Source organism: Spirosoma harenae, assembly GCF_054776975.1.
In genome coordinates, this window is sequence record NZ_BAAHBD010000031.1 from 380,506 (window position 1) to 400,788 (window position 20,283).

The 20,283-nt window shown below is 47.9% G+C and carries 14 protein-coding genes; 5 read left to right on the forward strand and 9 right to left on the reverse strand.

The features are described from left to right. Positions 1 to 359: 359 nt before the first annotated feature. The 3 genes from ACYVE4_RS29285 (at position 360) to ACYVE4_RS29295 (ending at position 3,940) form a co-directional block, all read left to right on the forward strand. Complete coding sequence (locus tag ACYVE4_RS29285; RefSeq protein ID WP_461044018.1) at positions 360 to 1,727, forward strand: Gfo/Idh/MocA family protein; 1,368 nt, start codon at positions 360 to 362, stop codon at positions 1,725 to 1,727. A 102-nt stretch (positions 1,728 to 1,829) separates the two neighbouring features. Then, positions 1,830 to 2,597, forward strand: coding sequence for a glucosamine-6-phosphate deaminase (locus ACYVE4_RS29290; protein WP_461043961.1), 768 nt, complete (start codon positions 1,830 to 1,832; stop codon positions 2,595 to 2,597). 17 nt (positions 2,598 to 2,614) lie between these two features. Further along, positions 2,615 to 3,940: a sugar MFS transporter gene (locus ACYVE4_RS29295; RefSeq protein WP_461043962.1), complete on the forward strand. Its 1,326-nt coding sequence runs from the start codon at positions 2,615 to 2,617 to the stop codon at positions 3,938 to 3,940. A gap of 57 nt (positions 3,941 to 3,997) precedes the next feature. Here ACYVE4_RS29295 and ACYVE4_RS29300 read toward each other — a convergent pair whose 3' ends face one another. From ACYVE4_RS29300 to ACYVE4_RS29315, 4 genes are all read right to left on the reverse strand, one after another. Next, positions 3,998 to 6,439 carry a glycoside hydrolase family 2 TIM barrel-domain containing protein gene (locus ACYVE4_RS29300; RefSeq protein WP_461043963.1) on the reverse strand — a complete coding sequence of 814 codons (2,442 nt, stop codon included), beginning with the start codon at positions 6,437 to 6,439 and terminating at the stop codon, positions 3,998 to 4,000. Positions 6,440 to 6,443: 4 nt separating this feature from the next. After that, on the reverse strand, positions 6,444 to 8,654 hold the full coding sequence (locus tag ACYVE4_RS29305; protein WP_461043964.1) for an alpha-galactosidase: 2,211 nt from the start codon (positions 8,652 to 8,654) through the stop codon (positions 6,444 to 6,446). A gap of 300 nt (positions 8,655 to 8,954) precedes the next feature. Continuing rightward, on the reverse strand, positions 8,955 to 10,337 hold the full coding sequence (locus ACYVE4_RS29310; RefSeq protein ID WP_461043965.1) for a sugar porter family MFS transporter: 1,383 nt from the start codon (positions 10,335 to 10,337) through the stop codon (positions 8,955 to 8,957). Between the two features lie 48 nt (positions 10,338 to 10,385). After that, positions 10,386 to 11,213, reverse strand: a complete 828-nt coding sequence (locus ACYVE4_RS29315) for a phytanoyl-CoA dioxygenase family protein (RefSeq protein WP_461043966.1) — start codon at positions 11,211 to 11,213, stop codon at positions 10,386 to 10,388. 123 nt (positions 11,214 to 11,336) lie between these two features. Here ACYVE4_RS29315 and ACYVE4_RS29320 point away from each other — a divergent pair, with 123 nt between their 5' ends. Continuing rightward, the gene (locus ACYVE4_RS29320; RefSeq protein WP_461043967.1) at positions 11,337 to 12,215 is read left to right on the forward strand and encodes an AraC family transcriptional regulator; all 879 of its coding nucleotides are present in this window, start codon (positions 11,337 to 11,339) and stop codon (positions 12,213 to 12,215) included. 135 nt (positions 12,216 to 12,350) lie between these two features. Here ACYVE4_RS29320 and ACYVE4_RS29325 read toward each other — a convergent pair whose 3' ends face one another. From ACYVE4_RS29325 to ACYVE4_RS29335, 3 genes are all read right to left on the reverse strand, one after another. Further along, positions 12,351 to 14,093 carry a RagB/SusD family nutrient uptake outer membrane protein gene (locus tag ACYVE4_RS29325; RefSeq protein WP_461043968.1) on the reverse strand — a complete coding sequence of 581 codons (1,743 nt, stop codon included), beginning with the start codon at positions 14,091 to 14,093 and terminating at the stop codon, positions 12,351 to 12,353. Between the two features lie 12 nt (positions 14,094 to 14,105). After that, positions 14,106 to 17,390: a SusC/RagA family TonB-linked outer membrane protein gene (locus ACYVE4_RS29330; protein WP_461043969.1), complete on the reverse strand. Its 3,285-nt coding sequence runs from the start codon at positions 17,388 to 17,390 to the stop codon at positions 14,106 to 14,108. A gap of 438 nt (positions 17,391 to 17,828) precedes the next feature. Then, on the reverse strand, positions 17,829 to 18,761 hold the full coding sequence (locus ACYVE4_RS29335) for a glycoside hydrolase family 43 protein (protein WP_461043970.1): 933 nt from the start codon (positions 18,759 to 18,761) through the stop codon (positions 17,829 to 17,831). A gap of 196 nt (positions 18,762 to 18,957) precedes the next feature. Here ACYVE4_RS29335 and ACYVE4_RS29340 point away from each other — a divergent pair, with 196 nt between their 5' ends. Beyond that, positions 18,958 to 19,515: a DUF4136 domain-containing protein gene (locus tag ACYVE4_RS29340; RefSeq protein WP_461043971.1), complete on the forward strand. Its 558-nt coding sequence runs from the start codon at positions 18,958 to 18,960 to the stop codon at positions 19,513 to 19,515. A 91-nt stretch (positions 19,516 to 19,606) separates the two neighbouring features. Here the strand turns inward: ACYVE4_RS29340 and ACYVE4_RS29345 are convergent, their stop codons facing one another. Together ACYVE4_RS29345 and ACYVE4_RS29350 are read right to left on the reverse strand one after the other, a co-directional pair. Further along, entirely contained in the window at positions 19,607 to 19,996 is a 390-nt protein-coding gene (locus ACYVE4_RS29345) for a type II toxin-antitoxin system VapC family toxin (protein WP_461043972.1), read from the reverse strand. Continuing rightward, positions 19,993 to 20,226 carry a hypothetical protein gene (locus tag ACYVE4_RS29350; RefSeq protein ID WP_461043973.1) on the reverse strand — a complete coding sequence of 78 codons (234 nt, stop codon included), beginning with the start codon at positions 20,224 to 20,226 and terminating at the stop codon, positions 19,993 to 19,995. Before ACYVE4_RS29350 ends, ACYVE4_RS29345 begins: the two co-directional genes overlap by 4 nt. Between the last annotated feature and the right edge of the window lie 57 nt (positions 20,227 to 20,283).

Genomic DNA, 20,283 nt, shown 5'->3' on the forward strand with positions numbered 1-20,283 from the left:
GGAAAGTGAACAACGTTATAGGGTATGTTCTACTATGTCAAAAGTAAGTTAACTAACCTAAGGTCGTTACTACAAATTGACAACGAGTCGATCTAAGATGATAGCTAGCGATTTTGGGCCTATATAGCGTCAGGATTCCACAAAATGACTTGCGTTTGTCAAGCCATAAAGTCAAGCCGGAGCATTGACGGTAGTATGAAACGGATTCCGGGCTATACAGCAGTCATCGTTGACTGGAATTGACCAAAACAAGCTATCCGCTGGGTAAAGAGAAGAGTAACAAAAGCTCAAAACAAGCTTCATCCGATAAAGCGCAATTCCCCGAACTTACTTCCTGTTCACAAACGATACCAATCAGCATGACGATCCCGAAAAATGACTCTTCTGAGAACGCACGCAGACGCTTTCTTCGTCAATCCATTATCGGCACAGCGGCCTTATCGGTAGGCGGTATTCTTCCCGGTTTCAGCCCCAAAAGTTACGCCCGGATTCTGGGAGCCAATGAAAAAGTACGGGTCGGCATGATGGGTGTTAATAGTCGTGGCCTCGCGCTGGCCAGTAACTTCGCTCTCCAGCCCAACGCAGAGGTTATTTCTATATCGGATGTTGATACAAGGGCGGCTGAAAAATGCGTATCTACCGTCGAAGGGCTTCAACAGACAAAACCGAAGACTCAGCCCGATTTCCGAAAAGCGCTGGAAGACAAGAACATGGACGCTTTAATTATTGCTGCGCCCGATCATTGGCACGCGCCCGCTGCCATCCTGGCATCCAAAGCCGGAAAACATGTTTATCTAGAAAAACCGTGCAGCCATAATCCGCACGAAGGCGAACTCTTGCTGGCCGTCGCCAAAAAATACAAGAACGTGATTCAGATGGGCAACCAGCGACGATCGTGGCCTAATGTAGCGCAGGGAATCAAGGAGTTGCAAAACGGTATAATCGGTCGGCCTTATTTTGCCAAAGGCTGGTACACCAACAATCGGGCGTCGATTGGGATTGGTAAAGAAGCTCCCGTTCCTACCTGGCTGAATTACGACTTATGGCAGGGCCCCGCTCCTCGCCGGGCCTTCAAAGACAACCTTATTCACTACAACTGGCACTGGTTCTGGCATTGGGGTACCGGCGAAGCGCTCAACAATGGCACCCACATGCTCGATCTGATGCGTTGGGGTTTGGGCGTCGATTTCCCAACAAAAGTCACTTCGTCGGGCGGCCGCTATCGGTACAAAGACGACTGGGAAGCACCCGATACGCAGGTAATTAATTTAGAATTCGCCAACAACACCGCCATGAGTTGGGAAGGTCGAAGCTGCAACGGGCGAACCGTCGAAGGCAATAGCGTAGGGGTTATGTTTTACGGCGAATCGGGTTCGCTCCTGATCGAATCCGGCAATTCCTACAAAATCTTCGATCTGGAGAATAAATTGGTTAAAGAAGTCAAAAACGACCTTCAGATTGACCCACGTAATCGAATGAATCCGTCGCAGGCGCTGGATGCTATCCATATCCAAAACTTCTTCGATAGCATCAAAAAAGGAACGGCTCTTGCTTCTGATATCGTCGGTGGTCACAAAAGCACGTTGCTTTGCCAATTGGGTAATATTGCTCTCCGTTCAGGTGGAACTCTTAGCGTTGATCCATCCAACGGGCACATAAAAAACAATAAAGAAGCTGAGAAACTCTGGCAACGCGAGTACCAGAAAGGCTGGGAGCCAACAGTCTAAAACCATACAGGCGTACCTGCTCTTCTCTCCTAAAACAGGAGAGGGGGTCAGAGGTGAGGAAATGTTATAGAAAATCAAATCTCAACAAGAAAATCCAGGAGTATGGTGCCAGAAATTGAGCAGATTGATGAATTACAAGTACATATATTCGATACCCGTCAACAAATGGGAGTTGCGGCTGGTCAGGCGGTTGCGGCTAAAATAAAGGAGCTATTGACCGAAAAAGACCGCTTGCGTATTGTATTTGCAGCCGCTCCTTCTCAGAATGAAATGCTGGACTATCTAGCTACTGCCGAAGGAATCGACTGGAGGAGGATTGACGTATTCCACATGGACGAGTACGTAGGACTAGCGCCGGATTCTCCACAACGATTCGCTCATTTTCTGACGACAAAACTATTTAGCAAAGTCCGCCCAGGACAAGTCCATTTAATCGACGATTCCGCAGGAGCCGTTGCTGCTTGCGAGCGGTATGCTCACCTAATCACCCAAGCACCCATCGATATTGTTTGCCTGGGCGTTGGTGAAAATGGACACCTGGCGTTTAACGATCCACCCGTGGCTGATTTTAACGATCCAGACATCATAAAGCGTGTCCAATTAGATGACGTTTGCCGCCAGCAACAGGTGAACGATGGCTGTTTCCCTACCTTCGACGATGTTCCAGAAGAAGCCCTGACGCTGACCATCCCAACTTTACTATCGGGTCAATTTCTTTTCTGCGTCGTGCCTGGCCCAACTAAGCGCGAAGCAATCAAAATCATGCTGACTGGCCCTATTTCGACCAGTTGCCCCGCGTCCATTCTTCGTCAACATCCACATTGCACACTGTACGTAGATCGGGATTCTTACGGAGTAATCGCAAACTGACCTAATTTCTACCGGCTATGCTGACCCCTGACGCAATCGATCAAGCAGTCTTACCAAAGCGAAATACAACGGGCCCTATTCTAATTGTGGGTATCATGTTTTTCGTGTTCGGTTTTGTGACCTGGATCAACTCCATCCTGATTCCGTATTTCAAAATAGCCTGTGAGTTAACCCATTTCGAGTCGTATCTGGTTGCCTTCGCCTTCTATATTTCCTATCTGGTTATGTCGATGCCTGCGTCAGTTTTGTTAAAAAGAGTAGGCTTTAAGCGGGGCATGATGGTCGGGTTTTTTATTATGTCGCTTGGGGCATTATTATTTGTTCCGGCAGCTTACACCCGAACATACGGCCTGTTTCTGACAGGTCTGTTTACAATTGGAACTGGACTAGCCATTCTTCAGACGGCGTCGAATCCGTACATCACGATTCTAGGTCCCATCGAACGGGCGGCCCAGCGATTTAGCATTATGGGCATTTGTAACAAAATGGCGGGCATTTTGGCCCCGTTGCTCTTTGCGGCTGTCATCCTGAAGACATCAGATGCCGAACTGTTCAAACAATTGCCCAGTATGTCTCCCACCGACCGGAGCCTGGCGCTGGATGAGTTGATTCAGCGGGTTATTGTGCCGTATGCCTGCGTCAGTATCGTTTTGTTAGGCTTGGGCATTTTTATCCGTTTTTCTCCACTACCCGAAATCGATACCGAGCAAGAAAGTGAAGAGCTATCGATAGCTAATTCTGAAAAAACCAACGTTCTGCAATTTCCAAATCTGGTGCTAGGCGCTATCGGCATCTTCTTTCACGTTGGCTCTCAGGTTATTGCTATTGATACGGTAATTGGTTACGCTGGGTCGATGGGCATTTCGTTGCTCGACGCGAAAGGATTTCCAGCCTATATTCTCTTCGGAACAATTTGCGGATATCTCGTCGGCATTGTTACCATTCCTACGTTCATACGACAGGTAAACGCCCTGCGCGTCTGCACATTCCTTGGACTATTCTTTAGTCTGGGAATTCTGTTTGCGCACGGCAATGTGGCTTTGCTAGGCTACCAAGCCGACATATCTCTCTGGTTTCTAGTCAGTTTGGGGTTAGCCAATTCGCTGATTTGGGCGGGCATCTGGCCGCTGGCTCTGGATCGACTTGGACGATTTACCAAAGCAGGCGGATCGTTGATGATTATGGGACTTTGCGGCAATGCGATTATGCCGTTGGTCTACGGCTATTTTGCCGATCAATACTCCTTACGGCAGGCCTACTGGGTACTTATCCCCTGCTACCTCTATCTGGTATTCTATGCCGTTTACGGGCATACAATAAGAAACTGGCGATCAGCGCAATAGTACTATACCCTAAGTTATTCTTCTGTACGATTGTGGCCTTTTAACTACCATTTTCAATCAATTCTCTCTGACCCTAATACGCAGTTCATCCGATGTCAATCCAGCTGAACTAGCTTTTAGCGTAATATCGCCCGTTATGCCCTTTGGGCGAACAATAGCCAGACATTTTCCGCGAAACGTTGTTTTTCGAGGTTGCTGAAAACTGCTTACATCTGTTGGGTTTGCATTTCCAACCCCTGCCAGTTCACCAAATCCAAATAGTTGAAAATCAACCGAAACCGCTGCCGAAGGAATAACCTGCCCTTGTTCATCGACTACCTCAACGGTCACGTACGACAGGTCGTTACGATCATTGCGGAGGGTCGATCTATCGGCAGTTAGGCGAAGTCGATGCGGTTTGCCTACGGTGCGTAGTTCGACGGTGCCTGTTAGTTTGCCGTTTTCAAAGCTTGTGGCTTTTAAGAGTCCGGGTTGATAAGGAACCGTAAAATTGGTGGTGATCGTGCTATCTGGCAAATGTTGTTCGCCAATGAGTTTGCCGTTTAATTCTAGTCGTACCAGCGAGCTGCGGGAGAAAACACGCACCTGAAGCGGCTTACCTTCGGCTCCCGACCAGGACCAGCTTTGTTGTTCATCCGGCCAGCCCCAATTTGTCACTGTTTCTTTCATACCATCTGGAATAGGACTGTGAACCGCCATCGCAATAGGCCGGTTTCGCCAGACAACATCGCGATAATAGGACTGCGGTTTCTTCTGACCAATCAGGTCCAGATCACCGCACCAGGCATTGAACCAGGGCCAGGGCAATACAGCTTTCGTGCTGTCTTTATCGGCTTTAGGCTGGATAATCGTATGTCCAATAGCCGTTTCACCCATGTAGTCCATAGCCGTCCAGACGAAATCACCAATGACGTATGGATGTTTTTCAACCTGCTGCCAGTTTTCAAACGCTTCTTTGGCGAAGGTTTCTGTGCCGACAATAATCCGCTCAGGGTAGCGCTTGTGGTCAGATTCGTTATGTTTCCATTCGTAGTTGTAGCCACCTACATCCAGGATCGCAAACGCTTTATCGGAGTCTTCCCAAACTTTTCCAGGATGCTCCCAGAATACACAAAGCGCTTCGGTTACGGGTCGAGTTGGATCAAGTCGATGTACTTCGTCCGTCAATTGTCGGGTAATTGCCAATCCAGAGGGGTCGGCGCGTTCGTTGATTTCATTGCCGATACTCCACAGAATAACTGACGGATGGTTTCGGTCGCGGTGAATCATAGCAGACAAATCGCGCTGCCACCAGGCATCGAAAAAACGGTGGTAATCCTGGGGTTTTTTAGGCCGCTGCCACATATCAAACGCTTCGTCAATGACCAGCATACCCAGTCGGTCGCAGGCATCCAATAACGCCGTTGATGGCGGATTATGACTGGTGCGAAGGGCGTTAAATCCGTTGGTTTTCAACAGTTCTACTTTGCGTTCTTCGGCCCGGTCAATAGCAGCAGAACCTAGTGGTCCATTGTCGTGATGAATACACCCCCCTTTTAGCAGAACTCGTTTTCCATTCAGGACAAATCCTCGTTTTGCGTCAAATTCAATTGATCGAATTCCAACCGTTGTCGTTACACTGTCCAGCCGTTTTTTACCCGCTACCAACACAACCGTTGCCCGATACAAATGGGGCGTTTCCGGCGACCATAGTTGCGGTTTAGCCACGATTAATAGTTGTTTAGCTTCCGCACTCCCAGGCGCCGGAATCACTACAGACTGTTGATTTGTGCTAATACGTTTGCCATCCGGCCCAATCAACGTCGTTTGTAAAGCAAGAGATCCCTGGCTTTTCGTTGTATTGATCAGCGTTGTAGTAATCTGTATCTGAGCCGATTGTTGGGAAACCTGTGGCGTAGTGATCGACAAACCAAACGGGGCAATATGAATAGGGTCGGCAACGGTTAGCCATACATGCCGGTAAATTCCGGACCCCGTATACCAACGACTATTTTGACCGAAATTTTTTACGCGAACGGCCAGTACATTAGCTTGTCCTGACGGCGAAAGATACGGCGTTAGATCGTAGTAAAACGGCGTATATCCATACGGATGATAGCCCAAATGATGCCCATTTAGCCAGACATCGGTTTCCGTATACGCGCCATCGAACTGAATCCATACGTTTTTCTTTTGCTCTGATGGGCTGAGCGTAAAGGCTTTACGATACCATCCTGTTCCACCAACAGTATACCCCGTCGAGGTGCCGCCGACGCTTGCCCGCGAAAACGGCCCTGAAACCTTATCCACAGCCGGGTTGGGTAAGTTTTCGATGCTCCAGTCGTGAGGAAGATCTAGCTTTCGCCAGTTCATGTCATTGTAGCCAGGCCGTTCTGCCTGAATCGTACTGTCTTTTAAAAATCGCCAATCCGAATCAAAGAGACGGGTTCGACTAGACTTTTGCTGGGCAAACGCGCCAGTCGCTAGGCATAAAATGTATAAAACAAGAAGTCTTTTCATCAATTTATTGATAAACAAGAAAGCCATTTACCGAAGGGTTATTTCGTACAGGATCACTATGTATGGTTAGTCGACCATTTTTCCACGTCCAGCTATTGAACGGTTTCTCTGATCCGTCCGTAACCACCACTACTTTAGTCGGTTTCTTCACTCGTGAGAGTTCTATCGAACCGCCATCAAATGGAATTAAAGCGAGTTTCTTCGTATCGAAAATACTGTGCTCGTCCTGCGAAATGATCGCCCATCGACCACGCCACTGCATGGCCCGAATGGCTGATTTATCAAAAGGAATCGAGCTTTCCCGTAAAGCAAGTGCTGTCAGTTGGTTATTTTCCAGCCGTCCCCAGCAATTGGGCGTTGGCTCCTGCGAAAAGTTCCCTTTCTGACTGTTGAGCCACAAAGGAGTCCAACCCACCGTTTGACGATGCCAGAGCGCCAGTGCTACACGTTTGCTAATTTTCTGCGGAGGCACGGGGGCACCATCGTCCAGTTTACGAGGCAAAACAGCCCCCTGTGCACCAATAATAGCGGTGTTTAGTAATACGTCTTCATCGGCATTCCAGTCATACCCACTCGACGCCATAATGGGCATTCCCTGCTGACCCGCCAATGAACTCCAGACGCTCCACTGGCCATGTCCTTCAGCTTCACGCCCACCCGCATCACCCAGATCGTCCAGCGCCAGTAGATTCTGCACTCCGCGAAATAATGGATGAATAGAATAGTACTGAATCGTAATATCCGCGTTGATTTCACGTGCCGCATCCGCAATTAGTTTGAGCAAGGTATACGCCAGATTTTCTCCTCTGAACGCAGGATTACGAGCCGTCGCAACGTCGGGACTGGGGATTCCGTACCCAAAGTCGAGTTTTAGCAAATCCGGTTTCAACTCCTTTACGATTCGTTGCGTCCGACTTCGGATCAGCGCTACAGCTTTCGGCGAACTGGGGTCCAGACAATAGTGCCCACCTCCGTGCGGATTCATATTCCAAGACGTTTTCACAGGCAGCCCGTCGATTCCGCAGAGCAAATCGGCCGCGGTAAGTCCGAATTCATCGGCTTTGTTTATCCAGAGTATATTCTGCCAATACCCAATCTTTAGCCCTTTCGCTCGAACGTAATCCAGATCCTGCTTATAGGTCGGGAAACGCGCTTCATACCACAAACCACTCCCCTGAAAACTCTCCCACGAATCATCAATGGCGAACAAGTCGGCTTTAAACGCTACGGCTTTGTCGGCAATAGCTTTCAAATTGAAATCGCGGTTTTTAAAATCTCCCCAGGTATTCCAGACATTCACCTGATGATGGGCGGACAAAGGCGCAAGCGGACCAAATGAATCAAAATACGTCTTATAAGCGTCGTAGGCCGTTGCTGCCCAGGTGATCCGTAATGGCTCATTCCAGATACGCTGAGCAGGTGTCGTTTTACTCCATAAATCTTCCCGGTACAGATACTGTAGACATCCGTTGGACGATTGAATCTTATACACCATGGCCGCGTCGGGAATGCTTCCAGCCCCCAAAACGATCCAGCCTGGTTGATTCCCCATTGCGCAACTGTAGAATGGTCGGGGAAAGGCTGCCGCATAAGGTGTTCCCAGACTTGGCCCGAAACTTCCCAGCGGTAAGATAGCCTGCCCTAAATCCCACATGCGAAAAAAACTCTGAACAGGATTTCCCTTCGCACTCGGAATACAAATCCCGGCGGCTTCCCAATCTGGCCAGAAAGGATAGTCACGCGAGGAAGCCGGGATGGATTCTTCGGTTCGCAGGGGCGACGTACCAAAATACATCGAGATCAACCGAGGGGGCGCTCCAGTCCAGTCGATGGTTAGCCGGGTCATACGAATCACGCCCTGGCTATAGGCCAGCTCTATACTACCATTTCCCAATGTACCGAATGACAGTTTTACCCTGCCACCGTTTTCGCGTAGATCAGAAGCGTCGATAAGGGTAGCTTTCACGTATTGTCGATCGCCAGATGCGGTTTGCAGCCAGAAAGCGGGCAACAGACTGCCTTTCCAGAGCGTTTGAGCGGGCTTTTCTTTTCGGAGTAACGCGGAGTCTTTGGCTATATCCCAATAAAATTCGTAGCCGTCAGATTTAACCGAAAATATATTTCCAGCTGATGCGTCGAAGCCGACAAGGAGCAGTAGAAAAATGAAGATCGGACGATAGACGAAGTACTGTATCAGCAGCAAAAAAGTCTTCATTCAGTAAGGGTTCTTGACTGAGAATCAGTCGACATTAGAGTAATGCCATTTCAGAATAATCGTGTTACCCCCACCCCCCTGAAGGGGCTTAAGCCACTCATAGTCAAATAGAGCCCCCTTCAGGGGGTTGGGGGTTAAATGAAGGCAATGAAGCAGGAGCCCTTTAGTAAAGAACTCCTGACTTATAACCAACCTAAACTGCCTGGCCCCTATGCAGAACCAGTCAATAGTGTATTGCTATTCAAAATAGCTAATTAATACGGCACAAATCATTTCTGAGCCAGCGAATAATACTCAGTTTCACTTGTTTTTTGTCAACAGTCGTTCGATTTCTTCGAGTGATTTACCTTTAGTTTCCGGCACATTGGCTTTCACGAACACAAAGTAAATCAGACAGATACCTGCATGAATGCCGAAAGTAATGGGCAGACCAAAGTTGGCTTTCATAATCGGAAACGATGCTGTTGTGAAGAAATTAGCGATCCATAAGGCAAGCGTTGACAAAGCCATGGCATTGCCCCGAATTCGGTTGGGGAAAATTTCGGAAAGCGCCACCCAGGTAACGGGCCCCAGTGTAGCGGCATAAATCGCAATGAAACCCAGCACGAACGTCAGAACCCAGTAGCTGGGCCACTGAAAATAAAAGGCGGTTGCCAACGCCAGTGCATCGAGACAAAGGAGCGCCGAACCATACAGCAATAACGATCTGCGGCCAATTTTATCGATGGTTCCGATGGCAAAAAACGTAAACGTAAAATTGATCAATCCCAGAATAACCGATTGCAGAAAAGCCGAGTCTTCGGCCATACCCGCCTGTTGAAAAATCTGAGGAGCATACGAAAACAACGAATTCTGACCGTCGGCCTGCGAAAAAACAGCAATTCCTATCCCCACCAGTACAATTCCAAACAGGTCTTTGCTGAAAACATTCCGGATATTCTCCTCTATTTCCTGCGCAAAGCTCTGGCGGATCGTTTCAATTTCCTGACGGGCGTAGCTAACGCCACCGATTCGCGTCAACACCTGCTGGGCGAGATCGTCGCGCTGTTTCCGAATGAGCCAGCGAGGGCTTTCGGCGACGAGGAAAAGGCTGAAAAAGAAAAAAATGGCGGGGAGCGACTGCGACGAAAACATCCATCGCCAGTTGTTTTCGCCGGTATCCAGTAAAAGATAATTGGCGAGATAGGCCAGCAGAATACCAGATGTAATCGCCAATTGATAGATCGCCACTAAACGTCCTCGTAAGGGTGCAGGAGCCGTTTCGGCAATGTACATAGGGCATACCAGCGCAGCCGCTCCTACTGCCACTCCACTCAATAATCTAAAAAAAATGAACGTCGTAAACCCTGTTGCCCAACCCGTACCCACACCCGATATGGCAAACAGGAGCGCACACAACAACAGCGATTTCCTGCGACCTAACGAATCACTCAGTTTTCCGGTAACTAGTGCTCCTACCGCCGAACCGAGATTAATACACCCAACAGCCCAGCCCGTTTCGACGGTATCCAGTCGAAAATAATCGCTGAAAAAGCGTACGGTTCCTGAAATAATAGCCATATCAAACCCGAACAACAGCCCGCCCAACGCAGCGACCGTGCTGAGCAGATAGATATAGCTGTAATTGTATGTACTGGATACGGCGGTTGCGGAATTGGTATGTGCAGGAATTACAATGGCCATAGGATACGAATTAACTGTGAGTACTAAGTACGTGTAAGCTACATCGGATTAGGTCAGCGATACGTCGTTTTCTTTATTGAGAAAATCCGTCTGGTCTGCAATTCCGGCGACATCCCAGGTCAGGAGTGCATCGTCGGGTACGGTTTCCAGGGGTGTAATGCAGGATGTAGAGACCTCATTATAAGGCACATTCCCCTGACGGTTGTAGCACGAAATAAGCGACCAGCGCGCATTTTTCGACAAATTGGCTTCGGAACGATGCAGGAGATTACTGTGAAAAAATAGCGCATCGCCCGGTTTTAACTCCACATAAACAAGCGACATTGTTTTCAAAGCCAGATCTACATAATGTTGGGAAGCCCCCACCTGTTCGCCCGCGAAACCATGCTCAATCCGACCCATTTTATGTGAACCTTTAATCACCTGCAAACATCCGTTTTCTTTGGTTGCTTCGGTAATGGCAACCATGACCGAAAACATCTGGTCGGGCAGCAAAAATTCGTTTTTATACCAGTAGCCATAATCCTGATGCCACTCCCAGGCGCCACCTACGTGCGGCTCTTTCTGCATCAGTTTCGAATGAAAATGACACACGGGTGATGACCCTTCCAGTAGTTTATCCACCGAATGAACGATTCGCTCACTACGGGTCAATAGGCTATACATATCGTTTCCCGGCGTGAACCACAAGGCCAGTTTGGTTTTCCGTCCCGACTGATCATTCAAATCATACGAGTTACGGGAAATGGTGGCGTCGTCCAGGGCTACCTGATAGAGTTTCGTAATTTCTACCGACGAAAATAAGGCCGGAACAATCAGGTAGCCGTCCGCATGATATTGGGCTATCTGAACCTCCGATAACTGATAAACAGACATAAAACGTTGATGTTAATTTTCTTTATCACAAATAGTATATTACTTTCATAATGCAAAAAAACGGGCAAAAACAACGAAATTCTACTAGCTTTGAGTCAGAAGGCGATACGATTTTAACAGTCTATGAAAGCCCTATTAGAGAAACTTCCAGCCACCGAGCGATCTTCCTTTAAGCTCTATAATTTTGTTTATCCGTACTTCCCGACGCCCTGGCATTTTCACCCGGAATACGAACTGGTGCTGGTTGTCAAGAGTCACGGACAGCGAATTATTGGGAATGGCATTGGCGATTTCACCGACGGTGATCTGGTTTTTATTGGCTCCAACGTACCGCATATCTACCGCAACGATTCCCTTTTTTACCAACATTCGACGGATCACTGGGCAGAATCGGTTATCGTGCATTTTCTGGAAGACTTCCTCGGTGATTCCTTTGTTGATCTTCCGGAAATGATCGCTATCCGCCAGTTGTTTCAGCGAGCTGCTTTAGGTCTTGAAATCCTGGGGCCTACCAAAGAATACGTAACGGCCCGGATGCTGGAACTACCACAGCAGGAAGGCATGCGCCGGTTGATAACCCTGCTGGATATTTTGACCACGCTGGCCGAATCTCCTCATCTACGCACGCTGTCTACCCAGATTATCGAAGGGAGTAATCCGGTTGAAAGTGAGAAAGTAAGCCTGGTTTTCGATTACATTTCCCAGCACTATCAACGCCGGATTGCCCTTAGCGAAATTGCGGATCTGATGAATATGTCCGTCCCGTCGGTTTGCCGGTTCATTAAACGACGCACCCACAAAACCCTGATCAATCTAATTAACGAGCTTCGGATTAGCCATGCCTGCCAATTGTTGACGGATACCAATCTGTCGATCATTGAAATCTGCTACGAGTGTGGTTTTCAGAACCTCTCTAATTTCAACCGACAGTTTCGGCTCATTAAAAACAGCAACCCGCAAACTTTCCGCAAACAACTCTGGAATAGCAATCCGCAGGAATGATAGAGTTTTGAGTTTTCTCCCCTCTCCCCGTTTTGGGAGAGGGGCCGGGGGTGAGGGAAAAGTCAATTCGAGGATTCCACCTCACCCCAACCCCTCTCCTACTACAGGAGAGGGGCTTCAGAATCTTCATTACAATCAATAGCCCGTATTCTGCTTAAGTACATTATTGCTCAGGTCGATCTGGCGTTGCGGAATCGGGAAATATTCATGCTTCCCGGCTATGAATTTCGCACCAGCCAGATAGGTACGTATGGTACTTTCATACTGGAGATATTTGTTGATAGTAGCTTCGGCCTCACCCCAGCGAACCAGATCGAAAAAGCGGTGTCCTTCCATACCCAATTCCAGTTTTCGCTCGAAATGAACTGCTTTTCGGGCCGTGACCTGATCGGGCCAGGCCTGCTCGTATAAACCAACCTTATAATTCGCTGCGGGCGTTGTGGTACCATCTTTCATAACCCAACTGCTGGGTTTAGCAGCCCTCGCCCGCACTTCATTCACGTAGGCTCTGGCTTTTGTTAGACCACCCGCTTCTACTTCGCATTCCGCCAGCCAAAGAATGACATCGGCAAAACGAATTAGGTTTACATTGATGGCCGTTACCGTACTGGCCCAGAACGATGCATCCGTCAGCGCGCCCTTCTGCGCTTTATAATATACCGTCTTTTTGGTGTTGTAAGGACCACCGTATGCCTGATCGCGCTGCCAGCTAATTCCCTGATGCAGACCATAATCCAGGTACGGAATACCCCGACGACCAACGGTCCAGTCCAGACGCGAATCCAGCAAACCGGCATAAGGCGTAAACGCATCGGTAATGGCAATTCCTTCATCGCTCGTGACTGGGTTTGTGTTATACGTATCGACGTTCGGCAATCCGGTTGCGCTTACTTTGTAGGAATTCACCAGATCCTGCGAAGGCTGGAAAAAACCACAGCAATCGAACGGGCCGCCATAGGGCGCATTCAATACATCGCCGTAGTTTGCATTGGCAGCAGTGGCCCCATCATTTACCGAATTCTGAACCGCAAATACCGACTCTTTCGAGTTCTTGGTCGCTGCGTTAAAATTATCCTGATAACTATCTAGGAGCCCATACTTAACACCCAACGGATTTGTACCTCGTTGATAGACCTGCTCCAGTACCGTTTTGGCTTCTGCATATTTTTTCTGAAAGAGCAGACATTTACCCAACATAGCCCCGGCAGCCCATTTGTTAACCCGACCAACGGCCCCCTGTAATTCGGGCAGATTGTCGTACGCGAATTGGAGATCAGCCTGTATTTTTGGCCAGATATCCTGATTATTTGCGACGTTCACTTTAACGTTAGGCACCTGAAAATCAGTCATCGTTTCATCGATAAACGGCACCTGATTCCACATTTTTTTGGCTTCGAACTGGTAATGCGCCCGCAGGAATCGCGCTTCCCCTTCAATTCGCTTGCGATCCGCAGCTGATATATCCGGAGCATCGGGCATCGTTTTCAGAACAATGTTTGCTCTCGTTATGCCTTCGTAAACGGCTTTCCATTTATCGCTAAAAAATCCGTTGGTCGGGATGGGCGTATAATTTTCGATCGTGTTGATTTCCGGCTGATCAGTTCCTGTACTTCCTTTGTGGGCATCACCCCCGGCTATGCTGCCGTAAATCCAGTTGGAAGCCGCACTCGACCAGGAACCAATTGTTGTGGTACCTACACTATAGCCATCCAGAACGGCATAAGCGCCAATCAACAGCGATTCGATTCCATTCTTATTTGCCAGGGTCATTGCATCGAGTGTACCGTATGTACTTCGATCCAGATAGGCTTTGTCGCAGCTAATGAGTCCACTAACTACAAAGCCCAGAGTCAGGAGTATATATAAAAACTTTCGCATTGGAGTAATGGATTAAAAGGTAAGACTGGCGCCAACGAGGTATTGCTTGACGGCCGGATAGGCATTCGCATCGATGCCCGCAGCCCGATCGTCCGTACTGATAATTTCAGGTTCCAGACCCGTGTAGCGTGTAATCGTAAATAGGTTCGTAGCCTGTACGTACACCCGCAGTCGATCAACCCCAACCCGGCTCAACAATGGTGTTGGCAGCGTATAACCCAGGCTCAGGTTTTTCAACCGGAGGTACGACGCATCTTCTTTGTAGTAGGAATTTGGAATGGCATTGGTGCTGAAATTACCCACCGTTTCCTGAATCGGTACGGTTGCACCCAGATTGTCGGGCCGCCAGGAATTGTAGAGGGCATCTTTGCTCTTGTTGGTGACGCCCTGCGCGTAGAAATCCGTCGTAAATCGGGCGTAATTGATCGCATCCCGGCCCTGAACGCCGTAAAAGAATCCGGCCAGATCAAACCCTTTATACGCCAGATTCAGGTTTAATCCGTAGGTGAATGTAGGGTTTGGATTCCCAAAGAAAACGCGATCGTTTGCATCAATTTTCCCATCACCGTTGGCATCTCTATATTTAAAACGGCCCGGTCCTGCACTCTGCTGCGTTGGCGATTTGGCCACATCATCTGCACTTTGAAACAGGCCGATTACGTCATACCCAAAATAAGCATTGATCGGATGACCGACGGCATTCCGGGTAAATACGCCCCCAATCCGGTTTTGCTCATTCAGCGGACTGTTATAATCGAAATACGTAATGCCATCCGCGATTTTGGTGATTTCGTTCGCATACGTTGTGAACGTTAGCGTCGCATCCAATTTTACGTCACTCAGATTAGCCCGCTGCGAAATCGCCAGATCGATACCGGTATTTTTCATGCTGCCTACATTGAAAAACGGAGGGTTTTGGGAGGCAATACCGCCCGCTGTGGCCAGTTGCTCAACGGTGTATAACAGATCGTTGGTCTTTTTCTGATACCAGTCGAAGCTAATGTCTGTTTTACCGCCGAATAATGTCGCATCGAATCCGATATTCGTCGACACGTTTGTCTCCCATTTTCCAGCCGAATTGCCAATAAACGACAGGTAGTAGCCAGCTTGTGGGTTGTTGTTTGTACCCGCAATATCATAGGCAGCGGCACTCCTGCTTGTAGCAAACTGGGTATATTGATTAGCTGGATTAATGCGCTGATTGCCCATCATTCCATAGCTTCCGCGCAGTTTTAAGTCCGTCAGCCAGAGCACATTTTTCAGGAACGACTCTTCCGAGATACGCCAGCCCGCCGAGACCGATGGGAAAACGGCGTAACGATTATCCGGACCAAAGCGTGACGAACCATCGCGCCGGACCGTTACACTAGCTAAATATTTGTTCTTATACTCATAGTCGACTTTGCCGAAGAGTGAAAATAACGACGCTGGTGTATTCGGAAAACCACTCACCAACTGATTCGCCGTGCCCGAACTGAGGGTAATGGCATTCTGATTCGTGTAGGTAAAATAGGTACTACGCGACCCCTCGATCCGATTACCCGCATCTTCCACTGCTTCCGTTCCGGCCAGCACCTGAAGGTTATGATCGCCAAACGTGTTTTTATAGCTTATCTGGTTGGTCCAGGTCCAGGATTGGTTTTTGAAAAATCCGACAGCCAGCGTTGGGTTCCGATTATTTTCAGACCCTTCGTACTCAATAGTCGGATAGTTGGTGTAGTCATTGGTGCCATACGAACCGCCAAAACTGGTTCGGGCTGTAAAATGCTTCAGGAAGTCGACTTCCAGGTACATGTTACCAAAAATGCCGAACGCGTTGGCGCGGTTATTTTTGATACGATCCCGGACCGCTACCGGGTTGTCGGCCGTACCTAAGCCATTTCCTTTTGTTCCGGCAAAATCACCCTCCCGAATAGTATAAACCGGAATAATGGGGAGAATATAGCGGGCCAGAGCCAGTTCGCTGGCTTCGGTATTGTTCGCTGCTCCATTGGCCTGTGTTGTGGATACCTGTAAGTTTTCGCCAATTCGGATGTTCTTTTTCAGGGTAAATTCCGTGTTAACACGGGCCGAATACCGCTTGTAAAAGTTATTGATGACGATCCCATCCTGATTAAAATAGTTGAAACTGAATAGGTATCGACTCTTGTCGGGTGCGCCACCCGAAACCGTGAGATTGTGGTTCGCGATCGGTGCATTGCGCGTCACTTCTTTCCACCAGTTTGTTCCCTGTTTATTTGCCTTCACAATAAGATAGGGCGCATAGGTCGAACTAGCCAGATTGGCGTAACTTAAATCATACAGGGCCGGATTTGCTGCCGGATCGCCTTCTTTAACACCAGACGCCGTACCCGCCAACAGATAATCGGGCAACACGGGCGTAGCTCCTTTGCCGTATTGAACGCTTTGCTGAGGCTGACCGGAGTTCTTAAGTGCTAACCATTGCAGATCGGCATACTCCTGTGGATTCAACATATTCGTCCATCCTTTGCCGGGATTCTGAACACCATAGGATACATCGTACGATACTTTCGCACTCCCCACTTTTCCTTTTTTGGTGGTTACGACAATAACGCCGTTTGACGCGCGAGCTCCGTAAATAGAAGCCGAAGCCGCATCTTTCAACACCTGCATTGATTCGACATCACCAGGGTTAATTCCGACCAGGGAGCCCGTTGGAACCCCATCCACGATGTACAATGGGTCATTCCCTGTGAACGAAGCAAATCCCCGAATCCGAACAGTCGACACACTACCAGGCTGATTATTGCTGATTACGGTAACTCCGGCTGCCCGACCTTGTAGCTGATTTTCAGCCGACGAAGCAGGTAATGCCTGTAAATCGCTCACCTTGACAATCGCTACCGACCCCGTAATATCTTTCTTCCGTTGCGACGAATACCCGGTTACGACGACTTCTTCCAGTGCTTTTGCATCATCGGAAAGCACGACGTCCAGCGTTGTCTGGGCATTTACCGGAATTTCCTGCTTTGTAAAGCCAATGAAGGAAAAAACCAGAATGGCATTCCCATCGGGTACGTTGATGGAATACTTTCCGGCTGCATCGGTAATCGTACCCGTCGATGACCCTTTAACTACCACACTGACGCCTGTGAGTGGTTCACCTTTAGCATCCGAAACCTTTCCCTTAACGGGAATTTCCAACCTATACCTACCAGAAAAAAATACCGTTTGCTGCGCGGCATTCCCTGTTTTCACTGGCAGAGAGGGACTTGCCGATACGGCACTAGTCATTAGAAAGACCGGCACCAGAATTGAATAGAGATTATTCATCATCACAGAAAATAGGGTTTAGGAAATAAATAGCGATCAAATCTTGATGACCAGACAGTCGATATCGAATCAACTGCGCACAGAATCAGAGCAGGCTTATCGTTTCAATAGCCTGTTAACTTTCTTGTACTGTGTCAGATTATTATTTCAATAGTGCAAATAGACAGCGATATAAGCCAACAAGCTACTCGTTTCGTATCAGCTTCCGATACGATTTTAACAGGCTATTAAAAACGCATTAACACTATTTTATAGAAGGGAAATGAACTTCGTTTCGACCCGGGAGGATGGGGTTAGGGCATACAAAAGCTCCCGCCATCAGTATAGGCGGTAAGCAAATTTGGCAACGAAGTAGTTATGAAGCTTTCTGAATGATAAATGAATACAGTAAATTATGGCTCACCAGAAACTAAAATTCGCTATCAATAGCGTAGGAATCAGTTAGCGAAGCGGCTGCGCTTTTACACCGTCAACGGTAATCTTAACCGGCGCGATCCCGCCTTTTTCATCGAAATACATGCGGTCGATGCAGGTTTCGCGGTGATTTCCATCGGTTTCAGTCAGTGGGCGACGGTGGTAAATAATGTACCAATCGTCGGTTCCGGGAAGTTGAATGACGGAGTGATGCCCAGCCCCTCTGGCAACGGTCGGGTCTTGCTGAAGAATTTTTCCCACGCGCTCAAACGGGCCAAAAGGTGATGACGAGGTCGCGTAGGCGACCGAGTAATTCGGCCCCGTCCAGCCCCCTTCCGACCACATGAAATAATAAATTCCCTTGCGCATAAACATGATAGGACCTTCCACATAGTTTTTTGGCGTTATTTCCCGATACGTGGTGCCATCGGGGAAAGGCAAAAATCCGGTAAAATCATCCTTCAGACGAGCCATGTTGCAGTGGCCCCAGCCACCGTAAATCAGATAGTATTGTCCGTCTTTGTCTTTGAAAACAAATTGATCGATGGGCTGAGCGCCATTATGAATTTGTCCGACCAACGGCTTGCCCAGATAATCCTTGAATGGTCCAGCCGGGTTGTCGGCGACGGCGACGCCAATCCCGCCCACTTCCTTTTTATCGTCGTGAATATCGTTGGCTCCGAAGAACAGGAAGTATTTGCCCTCTTTTTCCACAATAGCCGGTGCCCACATAGCCCGTTTCGCCCATTTAACTGCCGTTGAATCGAGAATACGGCTATGCTTTGTCCAGTTCACCAGATCCGGCGATGAAAACGCGTCGAAAAATACCTGCTGATTATAAGGGGCTGAATACGTGGGGTAAATCCAGTATTGCTTTCCAAAAATAACCCCTTCTGGATCGGCATACCAGCCCGGAAAAACAGGATTACCAGATGTTGTTTTGGCCGATTTCTGAGCCATACTGGTCAACAAAAAAAAGAATAAAAACGGCAGAATGAGCAAATAGCGTAGGCAATGCATAGCGCGTGGAAAAATGAATCGCGAGAAAACTTTCCTGTAAAAGTACACAGGTTTAACTACCTTTTAATAGCCAATTTGCTTTGTCTCTGAGTTGTTATGAAAACAAATACCACTTTGAATTAAATACTCAACACACATGAAACGATTATTTTTTGTCGCCGTCTTACTCCTGGCGACCCGCCTGACTCAGGCACAGAACGTGACCGTCAATAGCGAAACGAAACCTAACACCGACTTCAGCCGCTATAAAACGTACACCTGGGCCGTACAGGTAGATAACAAAGCGAATCAGAGTCGCTACTTCATGAACGATGCGAATCTGAAACGACAAGTACGCGATGCCGTTGGCTTTGCTATGGACGGACGAGGCTACAGATTGATGCGTCAAAACGCGGATCTCCTGGTTAACTTCCGCGTATTCGACAAACCAGCAACCATCAAAGGCTATGCCAGCACAGGTACCGACTATTTTGGCCCCGGCGAAGTACAAAGCCTAGGCGATGAACAGGATGTTAACGTACAGTCAGGAACGATCCTCATTAACCTCGTCGATACGAAAACCGATCAGGTCGTTTGGACAGGCTGGGCATCCGGTTTTACCACAAGCAACGGTTTCGCCAATCAGCAAGGCAAAATCCGGGAAGCCGTCAGCCTGATTTTCAACCAATTCTCTTCCCGCGCCGATAATTATTAATTAACAAACCACAGTATAAAACTAAAAAGCGCGTCACTCACAAGGTGATGCGCTTTTTTAGTTTTCGGGAATTTTAATTCAGCTGTAAGTATTACCAGATAGTTTCCAGAAAGGCAGATGCTTGAATGAGAGGATCATTCGTAATGAGTGGATTATCTATACTAAGAGCAGTTGCAGCAATTAATCGATCGTGTAGTTCAGGAATATCATTGATCTGAACACTCGACTCAATAATCTCTAAAGTTAAAGGCTGAAAATGATAGGAATCATACTGCTGAATGTAAAGCTTTAAATCAGCTAATGATACGTCAATGCGCCCTTTCCCTGATAAATAATTTACCTCTACAGCAACGATAGCTGGAATGATTATGGAACAAAGTCCAACGTCTGCTGTCTGAAAAATTTGCTTTACAGAAGGTGGAAGTCGACGCTTACTCAAATAGGATACAATAGCCATTGTATCGCTCACGTACTGATTCATTCTTTAGGGAACTGTTGATCAAAATCCTTGAATTCGTCTTCCAGATGTTGACGTTCGTGAGCATCCAGCAGATGTAATTCCTGACGGATTTCCTGCAAATCATAAGGTTGCTGTTGCAAAGCACGACGACGGATAAATAGAACAAAATCTGCAACTTCGCTTAAATATTGCTGTGGCAGACCTTTTATACCTTCAGTAATGAGTTGCTCTAAATCAAGGGAAGCATTCATACTATTATGCAATTGATTATTGGCAAGATAACGAAATTTTAAGATGTTTTGTACGTC